Genomic DNA, 16706 nt, shown 5'->3' with positions numbered 1-16706 from the left:
GAGGACTCGAACCTCCACACCTTGCGGCACACGGACCTGAACCGTGCGCGTCTACCAATTCCGCCACCTGGGCACTGAAAGATACTGTCAGAACTATGTGATACGCTGCCGCTCTAGTTGCTTTGTTTTTATTAAGGCCTGTACGTTGTTTCCAGCGTACTTACTTAACTAAAACATGCGTCCCGAGCGCAGTTGGTTTTACAATGGGTCTTTCGACCCCTCTGACCATTTCTGCTTCAGTGTTCAGCCTTGGGCGAACCACAGAAGCTGCGCATTATATACGGAAATTTCAGCTTTGGCAAAACGATCGAATAACGAATCGAAAAACAACAGATCAACACCCTTGCCCGAAGCGCCGCCGGACTTCGATCCTGATGTCCCGTCCCGTGAAGCCATTCTGACCGCGCTGCGTGCCGCGGGTTCGCCGTTGTCTCCGGTGGAATTGGCCGAGCGCATGGGCGTAGAGCGTGCCGCGACGATGGTCGGGTTCGAGCGCCGGCTTGGCGCCATGGAACGCGACGGGCAACTGATGCCCAACCGCAAGGGCGTGTTGCTGCTCGCGACCAAATTGGATTTTGTCGCCGGCAAGGTGCTGGGCCACCGCGACGGTTTCGGCTTCCTGCTGCGTGATGACGGCGGCCCGGACCTGTTCCTGTCGCCGCGCGAAATGCTCAAGGTGCTGCATGGCGATCGCGTGCTGGTCAAGCCGTCGGGCGAATACCGCGGCAAGCCGGAAGGCACCATCGTCGAAGTCATCGAACGCCGCACCAACAAGCTGGTGGGCCGTTTCCTGCACGAGCATGGCTTGTCCATCGTCGTGCCCGAAGACCAGCGCATCAAGCACGACATCCTGATTCCGCCCAGCGACACCAACGGCGCCCAGCACGGGCAAGTGGTCGCGGTCGAGATCATGGAGCAGCCCACGCGCCACACGCAGCCGCTGGGCCGCGTGGCCGAGGTGCTGGGCGAAATCGATGACCCCGGCATGGAAATCGAGATCGCGGTGCGCAAGTTCGACGTGCCCGTCGAATTCTCGGAAGCCGCCCGCAAGCAGGCCGCGCGCTTGCCGGACGTGGTGCGCAAGAGCGACCTGAAAGACCGCGTGGACTTGCGCGATGTGCCGCTGATCACCATCGATGGCGAAGACGCGCGCGACTTCGACGATGCCGTCTATTGCGAACCCGTCGAACTGGGCACGGGCCAGCGCAAGCGCCCGGGTTGGCGTTTGCTGGTGGCCATTGCCGACGTCAGCCACTATGTGCGTCCGGGCGACGCCTTGGACGATGACGCGATCGAACGCGGCACCAGCGTTTACTTCCCGCGCCGCGTCATTCCGATGCTGCCCGAGACGCTGTCCAATGGCTTGTGTTCGCTGAACCCCGACGTGGACCGCCTGGTGCTGGTCTGCGACATGGTGATTCCGGCCACCGGCGCCAAGGCCGGCACGGTAACGGCCTACCAGTTCTACAACGCGGTGATGCACTCGCATGCCCGCACCACCTACACGAACATCTGGGCGGCCTTGCAGCAGCCCGGCGGCCCGGCCGCCGCGGCGATGCGCGCCGTCATGCCGCAGGTCCAGCACCTGTACGAGCTGTTCCAGTTGCTGGTGCAGGGCCGCAAGAAGCGCGGCGCCATTGATTTCGACACGGTCGAGACCAAGATCGTCTGCAACGAACTGGGCCGGATTGAACAGATCGTCCCGTCGGTGCGCAACGACGCCCACAAGCTGATCGAAGAATGCATGTTGGCCGCCAACACCTGCGCGGCCGACTTCATGACGCGCAGCAAGCATCCGGGCCTCTACCGCATCCACGAAGGTCCCACCCCGGAACGCCTGCAGTCGCTGCGCGAATTCCTGCGCACGATGGGCCTGTCGATGGGCGGCGGCGAAACGCCTACCGCCAAGGATTACGGCGATTTCCTGGATACCGTGCGCGGCCGTCCCGATTACCAGCTGCTGCAGACCATGTGCCTGCGTTCCATGCAGCAGGCCGTCTACAGCCCCGACAACATGGGTCACTTCGGCCTGTCGTACCCGGGCTACAGCCACTTCACGTCGCCCATCCGCCGCTATCCCGACCTGCTGACGCACCGGGTGATCAAGGCCTTGCTGGCCGGGCAGCGCTATGTGCCCAGCCTGGACGACCAGGCGGTCGTCATCGGCCGCACGCAGAAGGAACACGAGCACGCCATCTGGGAAAAGATGGGCCTGGTGCTGTCGGCCAGCGAACGCCGCGCCGATGAGGCGTCGCGCGACGTCGAGGCCTGGCTCAAGTGCTGGTTCGTCAAGGAGCGTGTGGGCGAAGACTTCAGCGGCACCGTCACCGGCGTGGCCAGCTTCGGCATCTTCGTCACGCTGGATACGCTGCACGTCGAAGGGCTGGTGCACGTCTCCGAACTGGGCGGCGAGTACTTCCAGTTCAACGACGCCCTGCACGAACTGCGCGGTGAGCGCACCGGCATGCGGTATCGCCTGACCGACAAGGTGCAGGTGCAGGTGGCGCGCGTGGATCTGGAAGCGCGCCGCATCGAATTCCGTCTGGTGCAGGGTACGAGTTTCGACGCGCTGCGCAAGGCGGCGGCCCGTGGGCCGGAAGAGCCGATGCGCCGCGTGAAGAAGGCGGCGGCGCCCAAGCCGGCCGCCCTGAAGGGACAGACCGCCAAGGAGCGGCGCGCGGACGCCAAGAAGGCGGGCAAGCCGCCCAGGGCAGCCAAACGCGCCGCGCCGGCCAAGAAGGCGACGCACAAGCGGCACTGATCTGCCCTGAATGCGCCCCGTTATGGCCAGCCCGTCTTAGGGCGGCGCGGCCATAAGGGGTAACATTGCGCTGATGGCCGGCTTGGTCCGGTGGCCCGCCCCCTTTGGGGCGGGTATTCGTTTATCTAAAGGTATTGCATTTATGGCGTCGACCCAAGTTCTGGCCGGGTTTCACGCGGTTGTCGCGCGGCTGCGTCACGCGCCCGAGTCGATCAAGGAAATCTATGTAGAGGCGTCGCGCCGCGACAAGCGGATGCAGACCTTCATCGAGCAAGCCGAAAAGGCGGGCTGCCGCCTGCATCCGGTGCCGATGGAGCGCCTGGACGGCCTGTCGCGCGGCACGCGCCATCAAGGCGTCGTGGCCCTGGCCGACGAACGCCAACTGGCGGTGGACGTGGATGAGGTGCTCGACGTGATCGAGGGCCCGCCGCTGCTGCTGATCCTGGACGGCGTGACCGATCCCCACAACCTGGGCGCCTGCCTGCGCACCGCGGATGCCGCTGGCGTGCACGCCGTGATCGCGCCGCGCGACCGTGCCGTGGGCTTGAACGCCACGGTGCAACGCGTGGCCTGCGGCGCCGCCGACACCGTGCCGTACGTGATGGTCACCAATCTGGCGCGCACGATGCGCAGCCTGAAGGACCGCGGCGTCTGGCTGGTCGGCACCGACGACCAGGCGACCGACAGCATGCACAAGATCGATGCGCGCCAGCCGATGGCGTGGGTCATGGGGGCGGAAGGCGAGGGCATGCGTCGCCTGACGCGGGAAACCTGCGACCAACTGGTGAACATCCCCATGCTGGGTTCGGTGGAAAGCCTGAACGTCAGCGTGGCCAGCGCCGTCTGCCTGTACGAGACCGTGCGCCAGCGCCAATCCTGATTTTGCCCGACCCGACTTATTCGTAGCTCTTCCTTTACGCGTCAGCCCATCATGCACCAGAACGGCTTTACCACCACGATCCTCCATTCCGACCGCCAACAATCCGTCGAGCACGGAGCGGTGCACAAGCCCATGCATCCGTCGTCGGAGTTCGCCTATGACGACGCCCGCGAGCTGGCTGCGGTGTTCCAGGGCAAGGCGGGCTTCACGTACGCGCGCCAGGGTACGCCCACCACCACGGCGCTGGAAGCCAAGATCAACCACATGGAAGGCGGCAAGGGCACGGTCAGCTTCGCCACGGGGATGGCCGCGCTGTCGGCCATCTTCACGACGCTGCTGCGCCGGGGCGACCACCTGGTGTCCAGCCAGTTCGTGTTCGGCAACACCAACAGCCTGCTGGGCACGTTGCTTGAACTGGGCGTGGAGATCACGTTCGTGGACGCGACGGACTCGGCCCAGGTGCGCGCTGCGATCCAGCCCAACACGCGCATGGTCTTTACCGAGACGATCGCCAACCCGGGCACGCAGATTGCCGACCTGGCCGTCATCGGCGAGATCTGCCGCGAGAAGAATCTGGTCTACGTCGTGGACAACACGTTGACCTCGCCGTGGATGTTCCGCCCCTCGACGGTGGGTGCGTCGCTGGTCATGAATTCCTTGTCGAAGTACATCGGCGGCCATGGCAACGCGCTGGGCGGCTCGGTGACCGACACCGGCCTGTACGACTGGTCCGACTACTCCAACATCTATGACGCGTACCGCAAGGGCGCGTCCACCGGTTGGGGGCTGACGCAGATCAAGAAGAAGGGCTTGCGCGACATGGGCGGCACCCTGGCCGCCGAACCCGCGCACCGGATCGCGGTGGGCGCCGAGACACTGGCGCTGCGCATGGCCAAGCACTGCGCCAACGCGCTGGCGCTGGCGCGTTTCCTGGAAGAGCACCCCGGCGTGGCCAAGGTGCACTATCCGGGCCTTGCAGGCCATCCGCAGCATGCGCGGGCGACGGCGCTGTTCGGCGCGCGCTTCGGCGGGCTGCTGGGTGTGGAGCTGGCCGATGGCGTGGATTGCTTCGATTTCCTGAATCGCCTGCGCATCGTGCTGATGGCCACGCACCTGGGCGACACGCGCAGCCTGGCGCTGCCTGCCGCGCACACCATCTATTACGAGATGGGCGCCGAACGCCGCAAGCAGATGGGCATTGCCGACAGCCTCATCCGGGTATCGGTGGGCATCGAGGACGAGGCCGATTTGCTGTTTGATTTCGATCAGGCGCTGACCGGCTGCCTGAAGGGATAATGCGGCAAGCGCAAGCCGGGCGCGAGGGCGCGCCGGCTTTGCAATCGGGACGGTTCTCATGCTTATACAGATCGCAGAAGTTTTCACGCCGCAAGAAGCAGCGGATATCCGGGCCAGGCTGGACGCCGCCGACTGGGTGGATGGCAAGGTCACGGCGGGCTACCAGTCGGCCGAGGTCAAGCGCAACCGCCAGTTGCCCGAGCAGCACCCGCTTGCAGAAGAGCTGGGCAACCTGATCCTGCAGCGTCTGGCGGCGAACAACCTGTTCATGTCGGCCGCGTTGCCGCGCAAGATATTCCCGCCGCTATTCAACCGCTATGAAGGCGGCGAGGCTTTCGGCTATCACGTGGACAACGCGGTGCGCGGCATCACCGGCACGGCCGAGCGCGTGCGCACCGACCTGTCGGCCACGCTGTTCTTCTCTGAACCCGATTCCTACGACGGCGGCGAGCTCGTCATCGACGACACCTACGGTCCGCGGGCGGTAAAGCTGCCTGCAGGGCACATGGTGCTGTACCCGGGCACGAGCCTGCACAAGGTGAATCCCGTCACGCGCGGAGCGCGCGTGAGCTCGTTCTTCTGGATGCAGAGCCTGGTGCGGGAAGACAGCCAGCGCGCCTTGTTGCTGGACATGGATGTGGCCATCCAGCGTCTGAACCAGGATGCCGCGGGGCATCCTTCCATCGTGCAGCTGACGGGCATTTATCACAATTTGCTGCGTCGTTGGGTCGATGTTTGATTCAGGCTTGAAACGATATCCGGACGGTGTCGCGCAAACACCGAAATGCGCGTTTTTGTATATTGCGAAATCAGCTAAAAGCTAGTATTGGCGCGGGTTGTGGTGAGGTTTTCGCTTGACAGCCGCGCCCCGCCAAGGCCTAATACATGTCTGCGTCGCTGACGGTTTGACGGCATCAAAGCCATCAAAACCTAAGCGGCGCAGCAGTTTAAAAGTTGTGCTTTGCAGCGCAAGAAAAAAGTTTATCCACTGTCTGTTCGTCGTTTGTCGGGCCATGCGTTGGTTTGTGGCGTCCCATCTTGACAGTCATGAACCGCACGGCCTCGCCAGACTCAATACCTTGTGAGGGGTACACCTGAATGAACAAAACCGAACTCATCGATCACATCGCCAGCAAGGCCGATATCTCCAAGGCTGCCGCCGGTCGTTCGCTCGACGCCTTGATCGGTGCCGTCAAGACCACCCTGAAGAAGGGCGGTACGGTCACGCTGGTTGGCTTTGGCACGTTTGCCGTGTCGGCTCGCGCTGCTCGCACCGGCCGTAATCCGCGTACCGGCGAAACCATCAAGATCAAGAAGGCCAAGGTGCCGAAGTTCCGTCCGGGCAAGGCCCTGAAGGACGCCGTCAACTAAGGACGGCATGGCGGTCGCCGGGCATTGGCCCCAAGCGATTTGCCGACAACTACGCGGTCCGGTATACTCCGGCCCGCGTATTGCTTTTGAGTACCCCGAGTTGGCAGTTTGCCTGGCACGAATCATCACATTGATGGCGAGTGGCAAGCAGCGATAAGCAGTCAGGATCGGGTGCTTAGCTCAGTTGGTAGAGCGGCGCCCTTACAAGGCGTAGGTCACAGGTTCGACCCCTGTAGCACCCACCAGAAGCCCACGCAGGCGGTTTGGATCCCCAAGGGTTCCCTTCCTGCCGCACACAAGACCCGCACACGTCACCGTGGCGGGTTTTTTGTTTTCGGGCCCCCGTTTTCGCGTGTGGGCCGGCCCAGGTTGTCCCCGCCATTTCCGGGGCGCCAGATTTTTTCGTAAACGTTTTATGCATTCGGAACGGACGCGCGCCCAGGGGTGCTACGCTAGCCCAGACGAAATAGGACGTGCGAATCATTCGCATTTAAGATATTATGTTCGGCTTGTACCGGCCAACCGGCGTCACTTTTTCGTGTGCGTCTTCTCCCTGGCTGGCCGGATAAGTCAATGCACCCCTGGCTGATTCATGCCTAGTTTTCAACGCGGTTGGAATTCATCTTCGCCGTCTTCATTTGGTATACGTGCAGGCGCTGGCCTGGCGGTTGTCGCGCTTCATGCGGCAGTGATCGGTGCCATTTTCATGGCTCCTGCGAATCGTCCTGAACTGGAGGAGCCCGAGGCCGTCATGGTCAGTCTGGTGGATGCGCCCATCCCGCAGATCGCGAAGGCTGAACCCACGCCGGAAGTGCCGCAGCCGGTCGTCGAACCGCCGCCCGAGCCGCAACCCGAGATCGAGCCGGAACCCGAGCCCGAACCCGAGTTGAAGCCCGAGCCCGAACCGGAACCCGAGCCGGTGGTCGAGAAGCCGCCGATGCCGGCGCCCAAGCCCAAACCGAAGCCCAAACCCAAGCCCCAGCCCAAGCAGGAAGTCAAACCCGAGCCCAAGCCCGAGACGCCGCCTCCGCAGACGCCGCCCGCTGGCGCGACGGATGGTGCGCAGGCCTCGCAGAGCCCGCAGCAAGGGCCTCCGCCTGACCAGCCGATCCTGGTGTCGAGCATCGAGTTCCAGGGTGCGCGCCCCATGCCCGTCTACCCGCAGACCTCACGCCGCATGCGGGAAGAGGGACGGGTGCTGGTGTTGGTGGAGATCAATACGCAGGGCCTGGTGGACCGCGCCTCGATCGACACGTCATCGGGTTTCCCGAGACTGGACGAATCGGCACTGACCGCCGCCCGCAAGGCCAAGTTCAAGCCCTATACCCGTAACGGCGTGGCCTATCCCGCCAAAGCCAAAATTCCGTTCGATTTCGTAATGAGGAACTGAGATGTCCAACGCACTGCATAGCGCCACCCTGGTGGCGCAGGCGACCACCAGCCCGGCAGCGCCGGCTGCTGCCGGCGCCGCTGCGCCCGCCGCCGCCGCCGCGGCCGCGCCCGCAGCCCAACAAGCTGCTACCGCCGCTGGCGGTGTCGTCCAGCAATCGGCAGACGCGCTGCACGGCGCCGCCGCCGCGCTGCCGTCGCTGCCGCCGGCCCCGGCCGTGCCCGACATGGGCTTCCTGCACTTTGTCGCGCAGAGCGACTTCGTGGGCAAGAGCCTGTTCATCATCCTGATCCTGATGTCGCTGGTGACCTGGTACCTGATCCTGGTCAAGGCCGCCAGCAACGTCAGCATGCGCAAGCGTTCGGCCGACTTCCTGAACAAGTTCTGGAACGCCAGCTCGCTGGAGCAGGTCGAGCACGAAATCAGCACGCATGGTGCGCGCGATCCGTTCTCGCACCTGGCCAGCCACGCCATGCACGCGCAGGCACACCACAACAAGTTCGGCGCGACCAAGCTGGAAGAATCGGGCAGCAATTCCGATTTCGTCACGCGCACCATGCGCAAGGTCATCGACGAAGAAACCGCCAAGCTGGAAAACGGCCTGACGGTGCTGGCGTCGGTGGGTTCGACCGCTCCGTTCGTCGGCCTGTTCGGCACGGTGTGGGGCGTGTACCACGCCCTGGTGGGCATCGGCCTGTCCGACGGCGTGACCATCAACCGCATCGCCGGTCCGGTGGGCGAAGCCCTGATCATGACGGGCCTGGGCCTGGCCGTGGCCATTCCCGCGGTGCTGGCTTACAACACCTTCGTGCGCAACAACCGCGTGTTCCTGTCGCGCCTGGATGCGTTTGCCCATGACCTGTTCGCGTTCCTGACCACCGGCCAGCAAGTGTCGCTGTCCGACGGCAAGGTGCGCGCGCTGCGCCGCCAGAACGGGAACGGCGCCGCGGCTCAACGCGGGAGCGAATAATGGCCTTTGGCAGCTTCGAGGGTAAAGGGTCCGGGAGCCATACGGTTTCCGAGATCAACATGGTGCCCCTGATCGACGTCATGCTGGTGCTGCTGGTGATCTTCATCATCACGGCGCCGCTCCTGGCGCACTCGATCAAGATCAACATGCCCCAGGTGGCCGCCGAGCAGATCGAGGAAGAGCCCAAGACCGTGGACCTGGCGATCGATGCCAGCGGTGCGCTGTTCTGGGACGAAAAGCCGGTCAATATCGATGACCTGCCGAACCGCTTCAAGTCGATCGCCGGCACCAAGCCGCAACCGGAAATCCGCATTCGCGCCGACCAGAACACCCGCTACGAAACGCTGGCCAAGGTCATGGCCTCGGCTCGCCGCTCGGGAATGTCGCGCATCGGGTTCGTCACGACGCCGCCCTCGGGCGGGGCCGCTGCGACCGAAGCGCCGGCCGCGGGCGCTGCCCCGGGCGGGGCTACCCCGGCGCCTGCCGGGGCACCGTCCGGCCGGTGAACGGATCCTGAGAGAAAGGGGCGCATTTCGCGCCCCTTTTTTTTCGGATCGCGCTAGAATCGCGGCATGCGAGTACTGGTAATCGAAGACGACACCACCCTGGGCCATGCGCTCCAGGAATTCCTGGCCGACCAGGGTTATGCGGTCGACTGGCTGACTGAAGGCGACCGTGTCCTGGGCGCTTTGGCAGGCCAGCCGTATGACCTGATGCTGCTCGACCTCAATCTGCCCGGCATGAGCGGGCTTGATGTGCTGCGGCAACTGCGCCAGGACGGCAATCAGGTTCCGGTGCTGATCCTCACGGCGCGCGACGGCATCGAAGACCGCGTCGCAGGCCTGGATGCCGGCGCCGACGACTACGTCACCAAACCTTTCGAACTGCCCGAGCTGGCGGCGCGCGTGCGCGCCTTCGGCCGCCGCCGCGCCGGCCAGGCGCAGCCGCTGATCGAAGTGGGTCCCCTGGTGTTCGACACGGTCGGCCGCGAAGTCCGCGCCAATGGTCAGCGCCTGTCGCTGTCCGTGCGCGAGCTCTCCGTGCTGGAGATGCTGATGGCCCGCGTGGGCCGCGTCGTGACCAAGCGCCAGATCGTCAACTCGTTGTCCGCCTGGGACGCCGATTTCAGCGAAAACGCCGTCGAAGTGTATGTGTACCGCCTGCGCAAGCGCCTGGAAGGCACGGGCGCCAGCATCCAGACGGTGCGTGGCTTCGGCTACATGCTGGATGTGGAAACGGCCTGACGGGCCCGTCGCGGCCGGCATGCTCCGGCTGCGCGCTTCCATCCGCTCAAGCGAGGGTATCGCGTCATGACGCAGGAACGCACTCCTTCCGCTCTTCCGGCAGCACGCCCCTTGCTCCCTTCACGCTCGCTGGCGCGGCATCTGGTGATACGCCTGATGCCGCCGATCCTGCTGCTGGTCCTGCTGGACCTGGCTGCAACCTGGGTCATCACCCACAAGATCGACATGTCGCTCTGGATGCTGGAGGATTTCTTCTGGCTGATGGTGGTGGGGCAGGTGGCGCTGATCGCCTTGTTCACCTGGGTGGTTGTGCAGGGCGTGCGCTCCGGACTGCGGTCCGTGAACCACTTGTCCGAAGAGATCCGCCAGCGTTCCATTGACGATATGCAGCCGCTGGAAGTGGCGGGCGTGCCGGTAGAGATCGAACCGCTGGTGACCCACACCAATGACCTTCTGCTGCGGCTGGACGCCTCGCTGGCGGCGCAGCGCCGCTTCATCGGGCATGCCGCCCACCAGTTGCGCACCCCCTTATCGGGCCTGAGGCTCGAATCCGAGCTGATGCTGGCCCGTCCCTTGCCTGACGACGTGCGGGCCCGCGCCGAGCGCATCAAGGCCGTCAGCGACCGCATGATCCGGCTGGGCCAGCAGCTGCTGGTGCTGGCGCGCGCCGACCCCAATGCCCGTCCCCAGGACAGCTTTGTGCGCATCGACCTGTGCGAATGGGTGCGGGTGCACGGCGCCGAGTGGTTTCCCCGGGTGCGCGAGGCGCGGTACGAGCTGGACCTGGTGGCGCCCGACGCGCCCATCTGGATCGACGCCGACCCCTTGCTGCTGGCCGAACTGCTGAGCAACCTGATCGACAACGCCCTGCGCTATGGCAACGAGACCGGCCGCATCACGCTGATCGTGGGCGCCAATCCCCCGTCTCTGACGGTCGAGGACGACGGGCCTGGCATTCCCCCCGACGAGCGTGACCGCGTGTTCGAGGCTTTCTACCGGTCGCCGACCGCGACGGCCGGCGGCTCGGGCCTGGGTCTGGCGATCGTGCGCGAGATTGCGCACGCACACGGCGCCTGGTGGAAGCTGACCAGCCGTCCCGATTTTTCCGGCACACGGCTGTCCGTCGTGTTCCCCGGCCCCCGCAAAGGGGCCCAACTTACTCGTCAAGAACCCACATCATGAGCCAAGCCACGGCTGGTGTTCCTTCATCGCCCGGGGCGCATGCGGGAGGCGCGCACGCGCCCTCGTCGCGCGCGGCGCTCATCATGGGCGCGCTGGGCGTGGTGTATGGCGACATCGGCACCAGCCCGCTGTACACCCTGCGCGCCTGCCTGACGGGCTTGAGCGTGCATACCGACCTGGAGCCGGCGCATCTGCTGGGCGTGCTGTCCATCCTGTTCTGGATGCTGATGGTGGTGGTGTCCCTGAAGTACGTGACGCTGGTGCTGCGCGCCGACAACCGCGGCGAAGGCGGCACGCTGGCGCTGCTGGAATTGGCGGTGCGCAATCGCGAAGGCAAGATGCGCTGGGTGCTGATCGTGCTGGGCATTTTTGGCGCGGCGCTGTTCTATGGCGACAGCATGATCACGCCCGCCATCTCTGTGCTGTCGGCACTGGAAGGCATCGGGATCGTGTCGCACACGCTGGACCGGTGGGTGGTGCCGATCGCGCTGGTGGTGCTGGTGGCGCTGTTTGCGATCCAGTCGCATGGCACGGGCGTGATGGGCAAGCTGTTCGGCCCGGTGATGCTGGTGTGGTTCGGCACGCTGGCCGCGCTGGGCGCCTGGCAGATCTGGCAGACGCCGGAAGTGCTGTCGGCCTTGAACCCGATGTGGGGCCTGCGCTTCATCGTGGAATTCCCGCTGATCAGTTTCGTGCTGCTGGGCGCGGTGGTGCTGGCACTGACCGGCGCCGAGGCGCTGTACGCCGACATGGGCCACTTTGGCCGCCCGGCGATCCGCAGCGCCTGGTTCAGCATGGTGCTGCCGGCGCTGACGCTGTGCTATTTCGGCCAGGGCGCGCTGCTGCTGCGCGACCCCACGGCGATCCGCAATCCGTTCTTCATGATGGCGCCCGAGTGGGGCTTGGCGCCGCTGGTGGCGCTGGCCACCATCGCGACGATCGTGGCATCGCAGGCGGTGATTTCCGGCGCCTATTCGGTGACGCGCCAGGCGGTGCAACTGGGCTTCTGGCCGCGCATGCAGATCCTGCATACGTCGGCGGTGGAAAAGGGGCAGATCTACCTGCCGCAGGTCAATGCGCTGCTGTTGTGCGCGGTGCTGGTGCTGGTGCTGCTGTTCCGCAATTCGGACAACCTGGCCGCCGCCTACGGCTTTGCGGTGACGGGCACGATGCTGACGACGTCGGTGTTGGCCTTCGCAGTGCTGCCGCGCGGCTCCACGGGCGTCAAGCGCATGCTGTGGTTTACGGTGCTGGGCTTTTTGCTGCTGTTCGACGTGCTGCTGTTTTCGGCCAACGTGTTCAAGATCCATGAGGGCGGCTGGCTGCCGCTGCTGGTGGCGATTGTGGTGTTCACGCTGATGATGACGTGGCGCCGCGGCCGGCATCTGCTGTCGGACATGCAGCATCGCGACCGGCAGCCGCTCAAGGAATTCATGGAACAGCTTGAGGAATATCCGCCGTCGCGGGTGCCGGGCACGGCGATCTTCATGACGATGAATTCGGGCAATGTGCCGCCGGCGCTGCTGCATAACTTGAAGCACAACAAGGTGCTGCACGACCATGTGCTGTTCCTGACGATCCTGGTGGCGGATGTGCCGTATATCTCGCCCGAAGAGCGTTTCGTGGTGAAGAAGCTGAGCGCGTCCAGCTGGACGGCGACGATCAACTACGGGTTCAAGGAAGATCCGGACGTGCCCGAGGCGCTGCGGCTGGTGGCCGAGGCGTATCCGGAGCTGGATCTGGAACCGATGCGCACGTCTTACTTCCTGTCGCGGCAGACGGTGGTGGCGGCCAGGAAGCCGGCGTTGTGGCGGTGGAGAAGGGCGGTGTTTTCCTTCATGGCCCGGAATTCGACGCGAAGTACCAAGTTTTTCAAGATTCCGGCGAATCGGGTGGTGGAGATGGGGATGCAGGTGGAGTTGTAGTCTTTTTTTTCTGCTGGGCGTTGATGGTTCTTAAGACGCCCGGCCTGGCGGCGGCGCGGCAAGCGCGGGTCAACGATTGCGGTCCGGAGCTTTCGCTCCGGACTCCCCCGTCGTCATCTTCGTCACTGCCGCTGGCAGTTCCTTCAGATTCCCTCGGGCTTATCGACTCCCCGCGCTTGCCGCGCCGCCGCCAGGCCGGGCTTTGGTGGTTGGAACCTGACGTCGGCCGGGGCGGGTGGGGTGCTTGGGGTTCTGGCCTACAAGTGGGTGATGGTGGATGGTTTTGCGGGGCCCGCGCCAGGCCGGCCGCGCGGGCGGCCTTTTGGCGCTTACGCGGTGTCTTGCGTCGAGGTGGGGGCGCTTCGCGAATGCGCGAAGGGGGCGTCGGGGCGTGGGGCCGTAGGATGGGTGGAGCGCGGGGAAACTGTCCGCAATTGATCTGGTGCCCAGCGCGCGTAACCCATCAAGCTGCCGTCACCACACGACGATCCCCAACGAATCATCAGATTGCGCCGGCGCCGCCATGACGCCCGCACAATAAAAAAGCCCCTCGGGTTCGCCGAGGGGCTTTTTTTTGGGTGGAAGAATTACTTCTTCTTGCCGTCGTCCTTCAGCTGCGGCAGCGAGGTGCCGCTGGAGGCCAGGAGGCCGGTCTTGACGTAGGTGAACAGCTTTTCGCGGGTGTCGACGATGTCGAGGTTGCGCATGGTCAGCTGGCCGATGCGGTCTGCCGGAGTGAAGGGAGCGTTTTCCACCTTTTCCATGGACAGGCGCTCGGGGGCGTACGTCAGGTTGGCCGATTCGGTGTTCAGCAGCGAATAGTCGTTGCCGCGGCGCAGTTCGATGGTGACTTCGCCGGTGATGGCGCGGGCGACCCAGCGTTGGGCGGTTTCGCGCAGCATGATGGCTTGCGGATCGAACCAGCGGCCTTGGTACAGCAGGCGGCCCAGCTTGCGGCCGTTTTCGCGGTACTGCTCGATGGTGTCTTCGTTGTGGATGCCGGTGACCAGGCGTTCGTAGGCGATGAACAGCAGGGCCAGGCCCGGGGCTTCGTAGATGCCGCGGCTCTTGGCTTCGATGATGCGGTTTTCGATCTGGTCGCTCATGCCCAGGCCGTGGCGGCCGCCGATGCGGTTGGCTTCCAGCAGCAGTTCGACCGGGTCGCTGAATTCCACGCCGTTCAGGGCGACCGGCTGGCCTTCCTCGAAGCGGACGGTGACTTCTTCAGCCTTGACAGCCACGTCGTCGCGCCAGAACGCCACGCCCATGATGGGCTTGACGATGCGGATGCCGGAGTTCAGTTGCTCCAGGTCCTTGGCTTCGTGGGTGGCGCCCAGCAGGTTGGAGTCGGTGGAGTAGGCTTTTTCGGCCGACATCTTGTAGTCGAAGCCGGCTTGGCGCATGTATTCGGACATTTCCGAACGGCCGCCGAGCTCGTCGATGAAGCGCTGGTCGAGCCAGGGCTTGTAGATCTTTAGGTCCGGGTTGGTCAGGAGACCGTAGCGGTAGAAGCGCTCGATGTCGTTGCCCTTGAAGGTGCTGCCGTCGCCCCAGATGTTGACGTTGTCTTCCTTCATGGCGGCCACCAGCATCGTGCCGGTGACTGCGCGGCCGATCGGGGTCGTGTTGAAGTAGGTGATGCCGGCGGTCGAGATGTGGAACGCGCCCGCTTGCAGGGCAGCGATGCCTTCGGCCACCAACTGCGCGCGGCAGTCGATCAGGCGGGCGTTTTCGGCGCCGTAGGCCAGGGCCTTGCGCGGGATCTCGTCGTAATCGGACTCGTCGGGCTGGCCCAGGTTCGCGGTGTAGGCGTACGGGATGGCGCCGTTATTGCGCATCCACAGGAGCGCTGCGCTGGTGTCGAGGCCGCCGGAAAAGGCGATGCCGACCTTCTGGCCGGTGGGAAGGTTCGGGAGGATAGTGGTCATTGTTTGAGGTGAGACGCCAACAGGACTTTGACAGCAACGAGCCGCCAAACAAGAAAGGTGACGGCATTTTAACTCTTTTGCCCGGGCGGGGCGGCGCAGCCGGGCAGGCAGGCCGCGTGGATGCGGCGGATGGCCGGGTTCCGTCCCCGGCGGCGGCGCCGAACCTGTCCGAATTGTCAGGATCCGGACAGCGTGGGGTCCCGCACGCCTTCCTACAGTGGGGGCGTACTGACTGTCGGCCGCATCGGCGGCGCTGAAAATGAACACTGGAAAGCGGATCGCGCCGCGCTGGGCGGCGGCCGGGCTGGCGGCCCTGTTGGGCCTGGCCGGCTGTGCGGCCGGCCCGGACTACCAGCGTCCCGCGATGGACCTGCCGGGCGGCTACAAGGAGTCGGGGCCCTGGAAAACCGCCCAGCCCGGCGTGGTGGACGGGTCCCGCCCCTGGTGGGAAGCCTATGGCGACCCGACGCTCAGTGGCCTGATCGTGCAGGCCAATGCCGCCAACCAGACCATTCAGCAGGCCCAGGCGCAGTACCGGCAGGCGCGCGCCGCCGCCGATGCCGCCCGGGCGGGTTTCTGGCCCACCGCAGGCGTGAACGCGTCGGCCCAGCGGGCGCGGGCAAAGAGCAATGGCGTGGCGGGGGAGTCCAACGGCTATGCCGCCGCGCTGGACGTGTCCTGGGAGCCCGACCTGTGGGGCGCGGTACGCCGCCAGGTCGAAGCCAGCGATGCGTCGACGCAGGCCAGCCAGGCCAGCCTGGCCGCCGCCCGGCTCAGCATCCAGGCCGCCCTGGCGCAGGACTACCTGCAACTGCGGGCGGTGGACCGCGAGAAAGACCTGTACGCCCGCACGCTGGATGCCTACACGCGCACGCTCAAGCTGACGCAAAGCCAGTACGACGCCGGCGTGGCGTTGCGCTCGGACGTGGCGCAGGCCGAAGCGCAGTTGAAGACCGCAGAAGCCCAGTCGATCGACCTGGACGCGACCCGCAGCCAGCTGGAACATGCCATCGCCATCCTGACGGGCCGGGCGCCGGCCCAGTTCAGCCTGCCGCCCGTGCCGGCCGGCCAACCCTGGATGTTTCAGGTGCCTCCGGTGCCTACCGGTTTACCGTCGGACCTGCTGGAGCGGCGGCCGGACATCGCCGCGGCTGAACGCGATGTGGCGTCGGCCAATGCGGGCATCGGGGTGGCGCGCGCGGCGTATTTCCCGTCGCTGGTGCTATCAGCAAGCGGCGGCTTCGGCGCCGCCAGCTTTGCGCAATGGTTCAACGCGCCCGGCCGCGTCTGGTCGCTGGGCGCGCTGCTGGCCGAAACGGTATTTGACGGCGGGTTGCGCAAGGCCCGCGATGCGCAGGCCGTGGCGGTCTTCGATGCCAGCGCCGCGCAATACAAGCAGACGGTGCTGGGCGCCTTCCAGGAAGTGGAGGACAACCTGTCCACCTTGCGCGTGCTGGATAACGAAGCGCGCGCGCAGGACGACGCGGTGACGGCGTCGCGGTTGAGCGAGCGGCTGGCCCTGGCGCAGTACCGGGCCGGCACGACCACGTTTCTGACCGTGGCCGTCGCCCAGGCGCTGACCCTGTCCAACGAACGCACCGCCGTGCAGCTGCGAGGCCGCCAACTGGTGGCCAGCGTGGCGCTGATCAAAGCCGTGGGCGGCGGCTGGAACGCCGATGCGCTCAATACCCCCGATGCGCAAGCGCTGGCGATCGCCGGCCAACCGCAAGCTGCAAGCCAACCTACCGAGAACGAGTGA

The 16706-nt window shown here is 65.3% G+C and carries 13 protein-coding genes and 1 tRNA gene; 13 read left to right on the top strand and 1 reads right to left on the bottom strand.

All coding sequences use genetic code 11. From position 1 onward, the window contains the following. Nucleotides 1-295: 295 nt before the first annotated feature. The 12 genes from rnr (at nucleotide 296) to AC3WMU_RS29450 (ending at nucleotide 13019) form a co-directional block, all read left to right on the top strand. Nucleotides 296-2761, top strand: coding sequence for a ribonuclease R (gene rnr, locus AC3WMU_RS29505; RefSeq protein ID WP_035213170.1), 2466 nt, complete (start codon nucleotides 296-298; stop codon nucleotides 2759-2761). A 142-nt stretch (nucleotides 2762-2903) separates the two neighbouring features. Then, a complete protein-coding gene (gene rlmB / locus AC3WMU_RS29500) occupies nucleotides 2904-3641 on the top strand; it encodes a 23S rRNA (guanosine(2251)-2'-O)-methyltransferase RlmB (RefSeq protein WP_006224937.1) in 738 nt (245 codons plus the stop codon). Between the two features lie 51 nt (nucleotides 3642-3692). Beyond that, complete coding sequence (locus AC3WMU_RS29495; RefSeq protein ID WP_006224936.1) at nucleotides 3693-4937, top strand: cystathionine gamma-synthase family protein; 1245 nt, start codon at nucleotides 3693-3695, stop codon at nucleotides 4935-4937. Between the two features lie 58 nt (nucleotides 4938-4995). Then, the gene (locus tag AC3WMU_RS29490; protein WP_006224935.1) at nucleotides 4996-5676 is read left to right on the top strand and encodes a Fe2+-dependent dioxygenase; all 681 of its coding nucleotides are present in this window, start codon (nucleotides 4996-4998) and stop codon (nucleotides 5674-5676) included. Nucleotides 5677-6035: 359 nt separating this feature from the next. Further along, nucleotides 6036-6308, top strand: a complete 273-nt coding sequence (locus AC3WMU_RS29485) for an HU family DNA-binding protein (RefSeq protein ID WP_003812968.1) — start codon at nucleotides 6036-6038, stop codon at nucleotides 6306-6308. 169 nt (nucleotides 6309-6477) lie between these two features. Further along, nucleotides 6478-6553, top strand: a tRNA-Val gene (locus AC3WMU_RS29480). A gap of 347 nt (nucleotides 6554-6900) precedes the next feature. After that, the gene (locus AC3WMU_RS29475) at nucleotides 6901-7698 is read left to right on the top strand and encodes an energy transducer TonB (RefSeq protein ID WP_035213168.1); all 798 of its coding nucleotides are present in this window, start codon (nucleotides 6901-6903) and stop codon (nucleotides 7696-7698) included. 1 nt (nucleotide 7699) lies between these two features. Further along, entirely contained in the window at nucleotides 7700-8668 is a 969-nt protein-coding gene (locus tag AC3WMU_RS29470) for a MotA/TolQ/ExbB proton channel family protein (protein WP_492283377.1), read from the top strand. Further along, nucleotides 8668-9174, top strand: a complete 507-nt coding sequence (locus tag AC3WMU_RS29465) for an ExbD/TolR family protein (protein WP_006224932.1) — start codon at nucleotides 8668-8670, stop codon at nucleotides 9172-9174. The genes AC3WMU_RS29470 and AC3WMU_RS29465 overlap by 1 nt, the downstream gene beginning before the upstream one ends. Before the next feature lie 66 nt (nucleotides 9175-9240). After that, nucleotides 9241-9912 carry a response regulator transcription factor gene (locus tag AC3WMU_RS29460; protein ID WP_006218435.1) on the top strand — a complete coding sequence of 224 codons (672 nt, stop codon included), beginning with the start codon at nucleotides 9241-9243 and terminating at the stop codon, nucleotides 9910-9912. Between the two features lie 66 nt (nucleotides 9913-9978). Further along, nucleotides 9979-11094 carry a sensor histidine kinase gene (locus AC3WMU_RS29455; RefSeq protein ID WP_085946937.1) on the top strand — a complete coding sequence of 372 codons (1116 nt, stop codon included), beginning with the start codon at nucleotides 9979-9981 and terminating at the stop codon, nucleotides 11092-11094. Beyond that, complete coding sequence (locus tag AC3WMU_RS29450; RefSeq protein WP_006224930.1) at nucleotides 11091-13019, top strand: potassium transporter Kup; 1929 nt, start codon at nucleotides 11091-11093, stop codon at nucleotides 13017-13019. Before AC3WMU_RS29455 ends, AC3WMU_RS29450 begins: the two co-directional genes overlap by 4 nt. Nucleotides 13020-13606: 587 nt before the next feature. Here AC3WMU_RS29450 and argG read toward each other — a convergent pair. Then, nucleotides 13607-14947, bottom strand: coding sequence for an argininosuccinate synthase (gene argG, locus AC3WMU_RS29445; RefSeq protein ID WP_006224929.1), 1341 nt, complete (start codon nucleotides 14945-14947; stop codon nucleotides 13607-13609). A 259-nt stretch (nucleotides 14948-15206) separates the two neighbouring features. Here argG and AC3WMU_RS29440 point away from each other — a divergent pair, with 259 nt between their 5' ends. Beyond that, entirely contained in the window at nucleotides 15207-16706 is a 1500-nt protein-coding gene (locus AC3WMU_RS29440; RefSeq protein WP_492283376.1) for an efflux transporter outer membrane subunit, read from the top strand.

This window comes from Achromobacter sp. FW305-C-13, assembly GCF_058783475.1.
The sequence above is the reverse complement of the archived record's forward strand: the minus strand, read 5'-3'. Positions and strand labels throughout refer to the sequence as shown.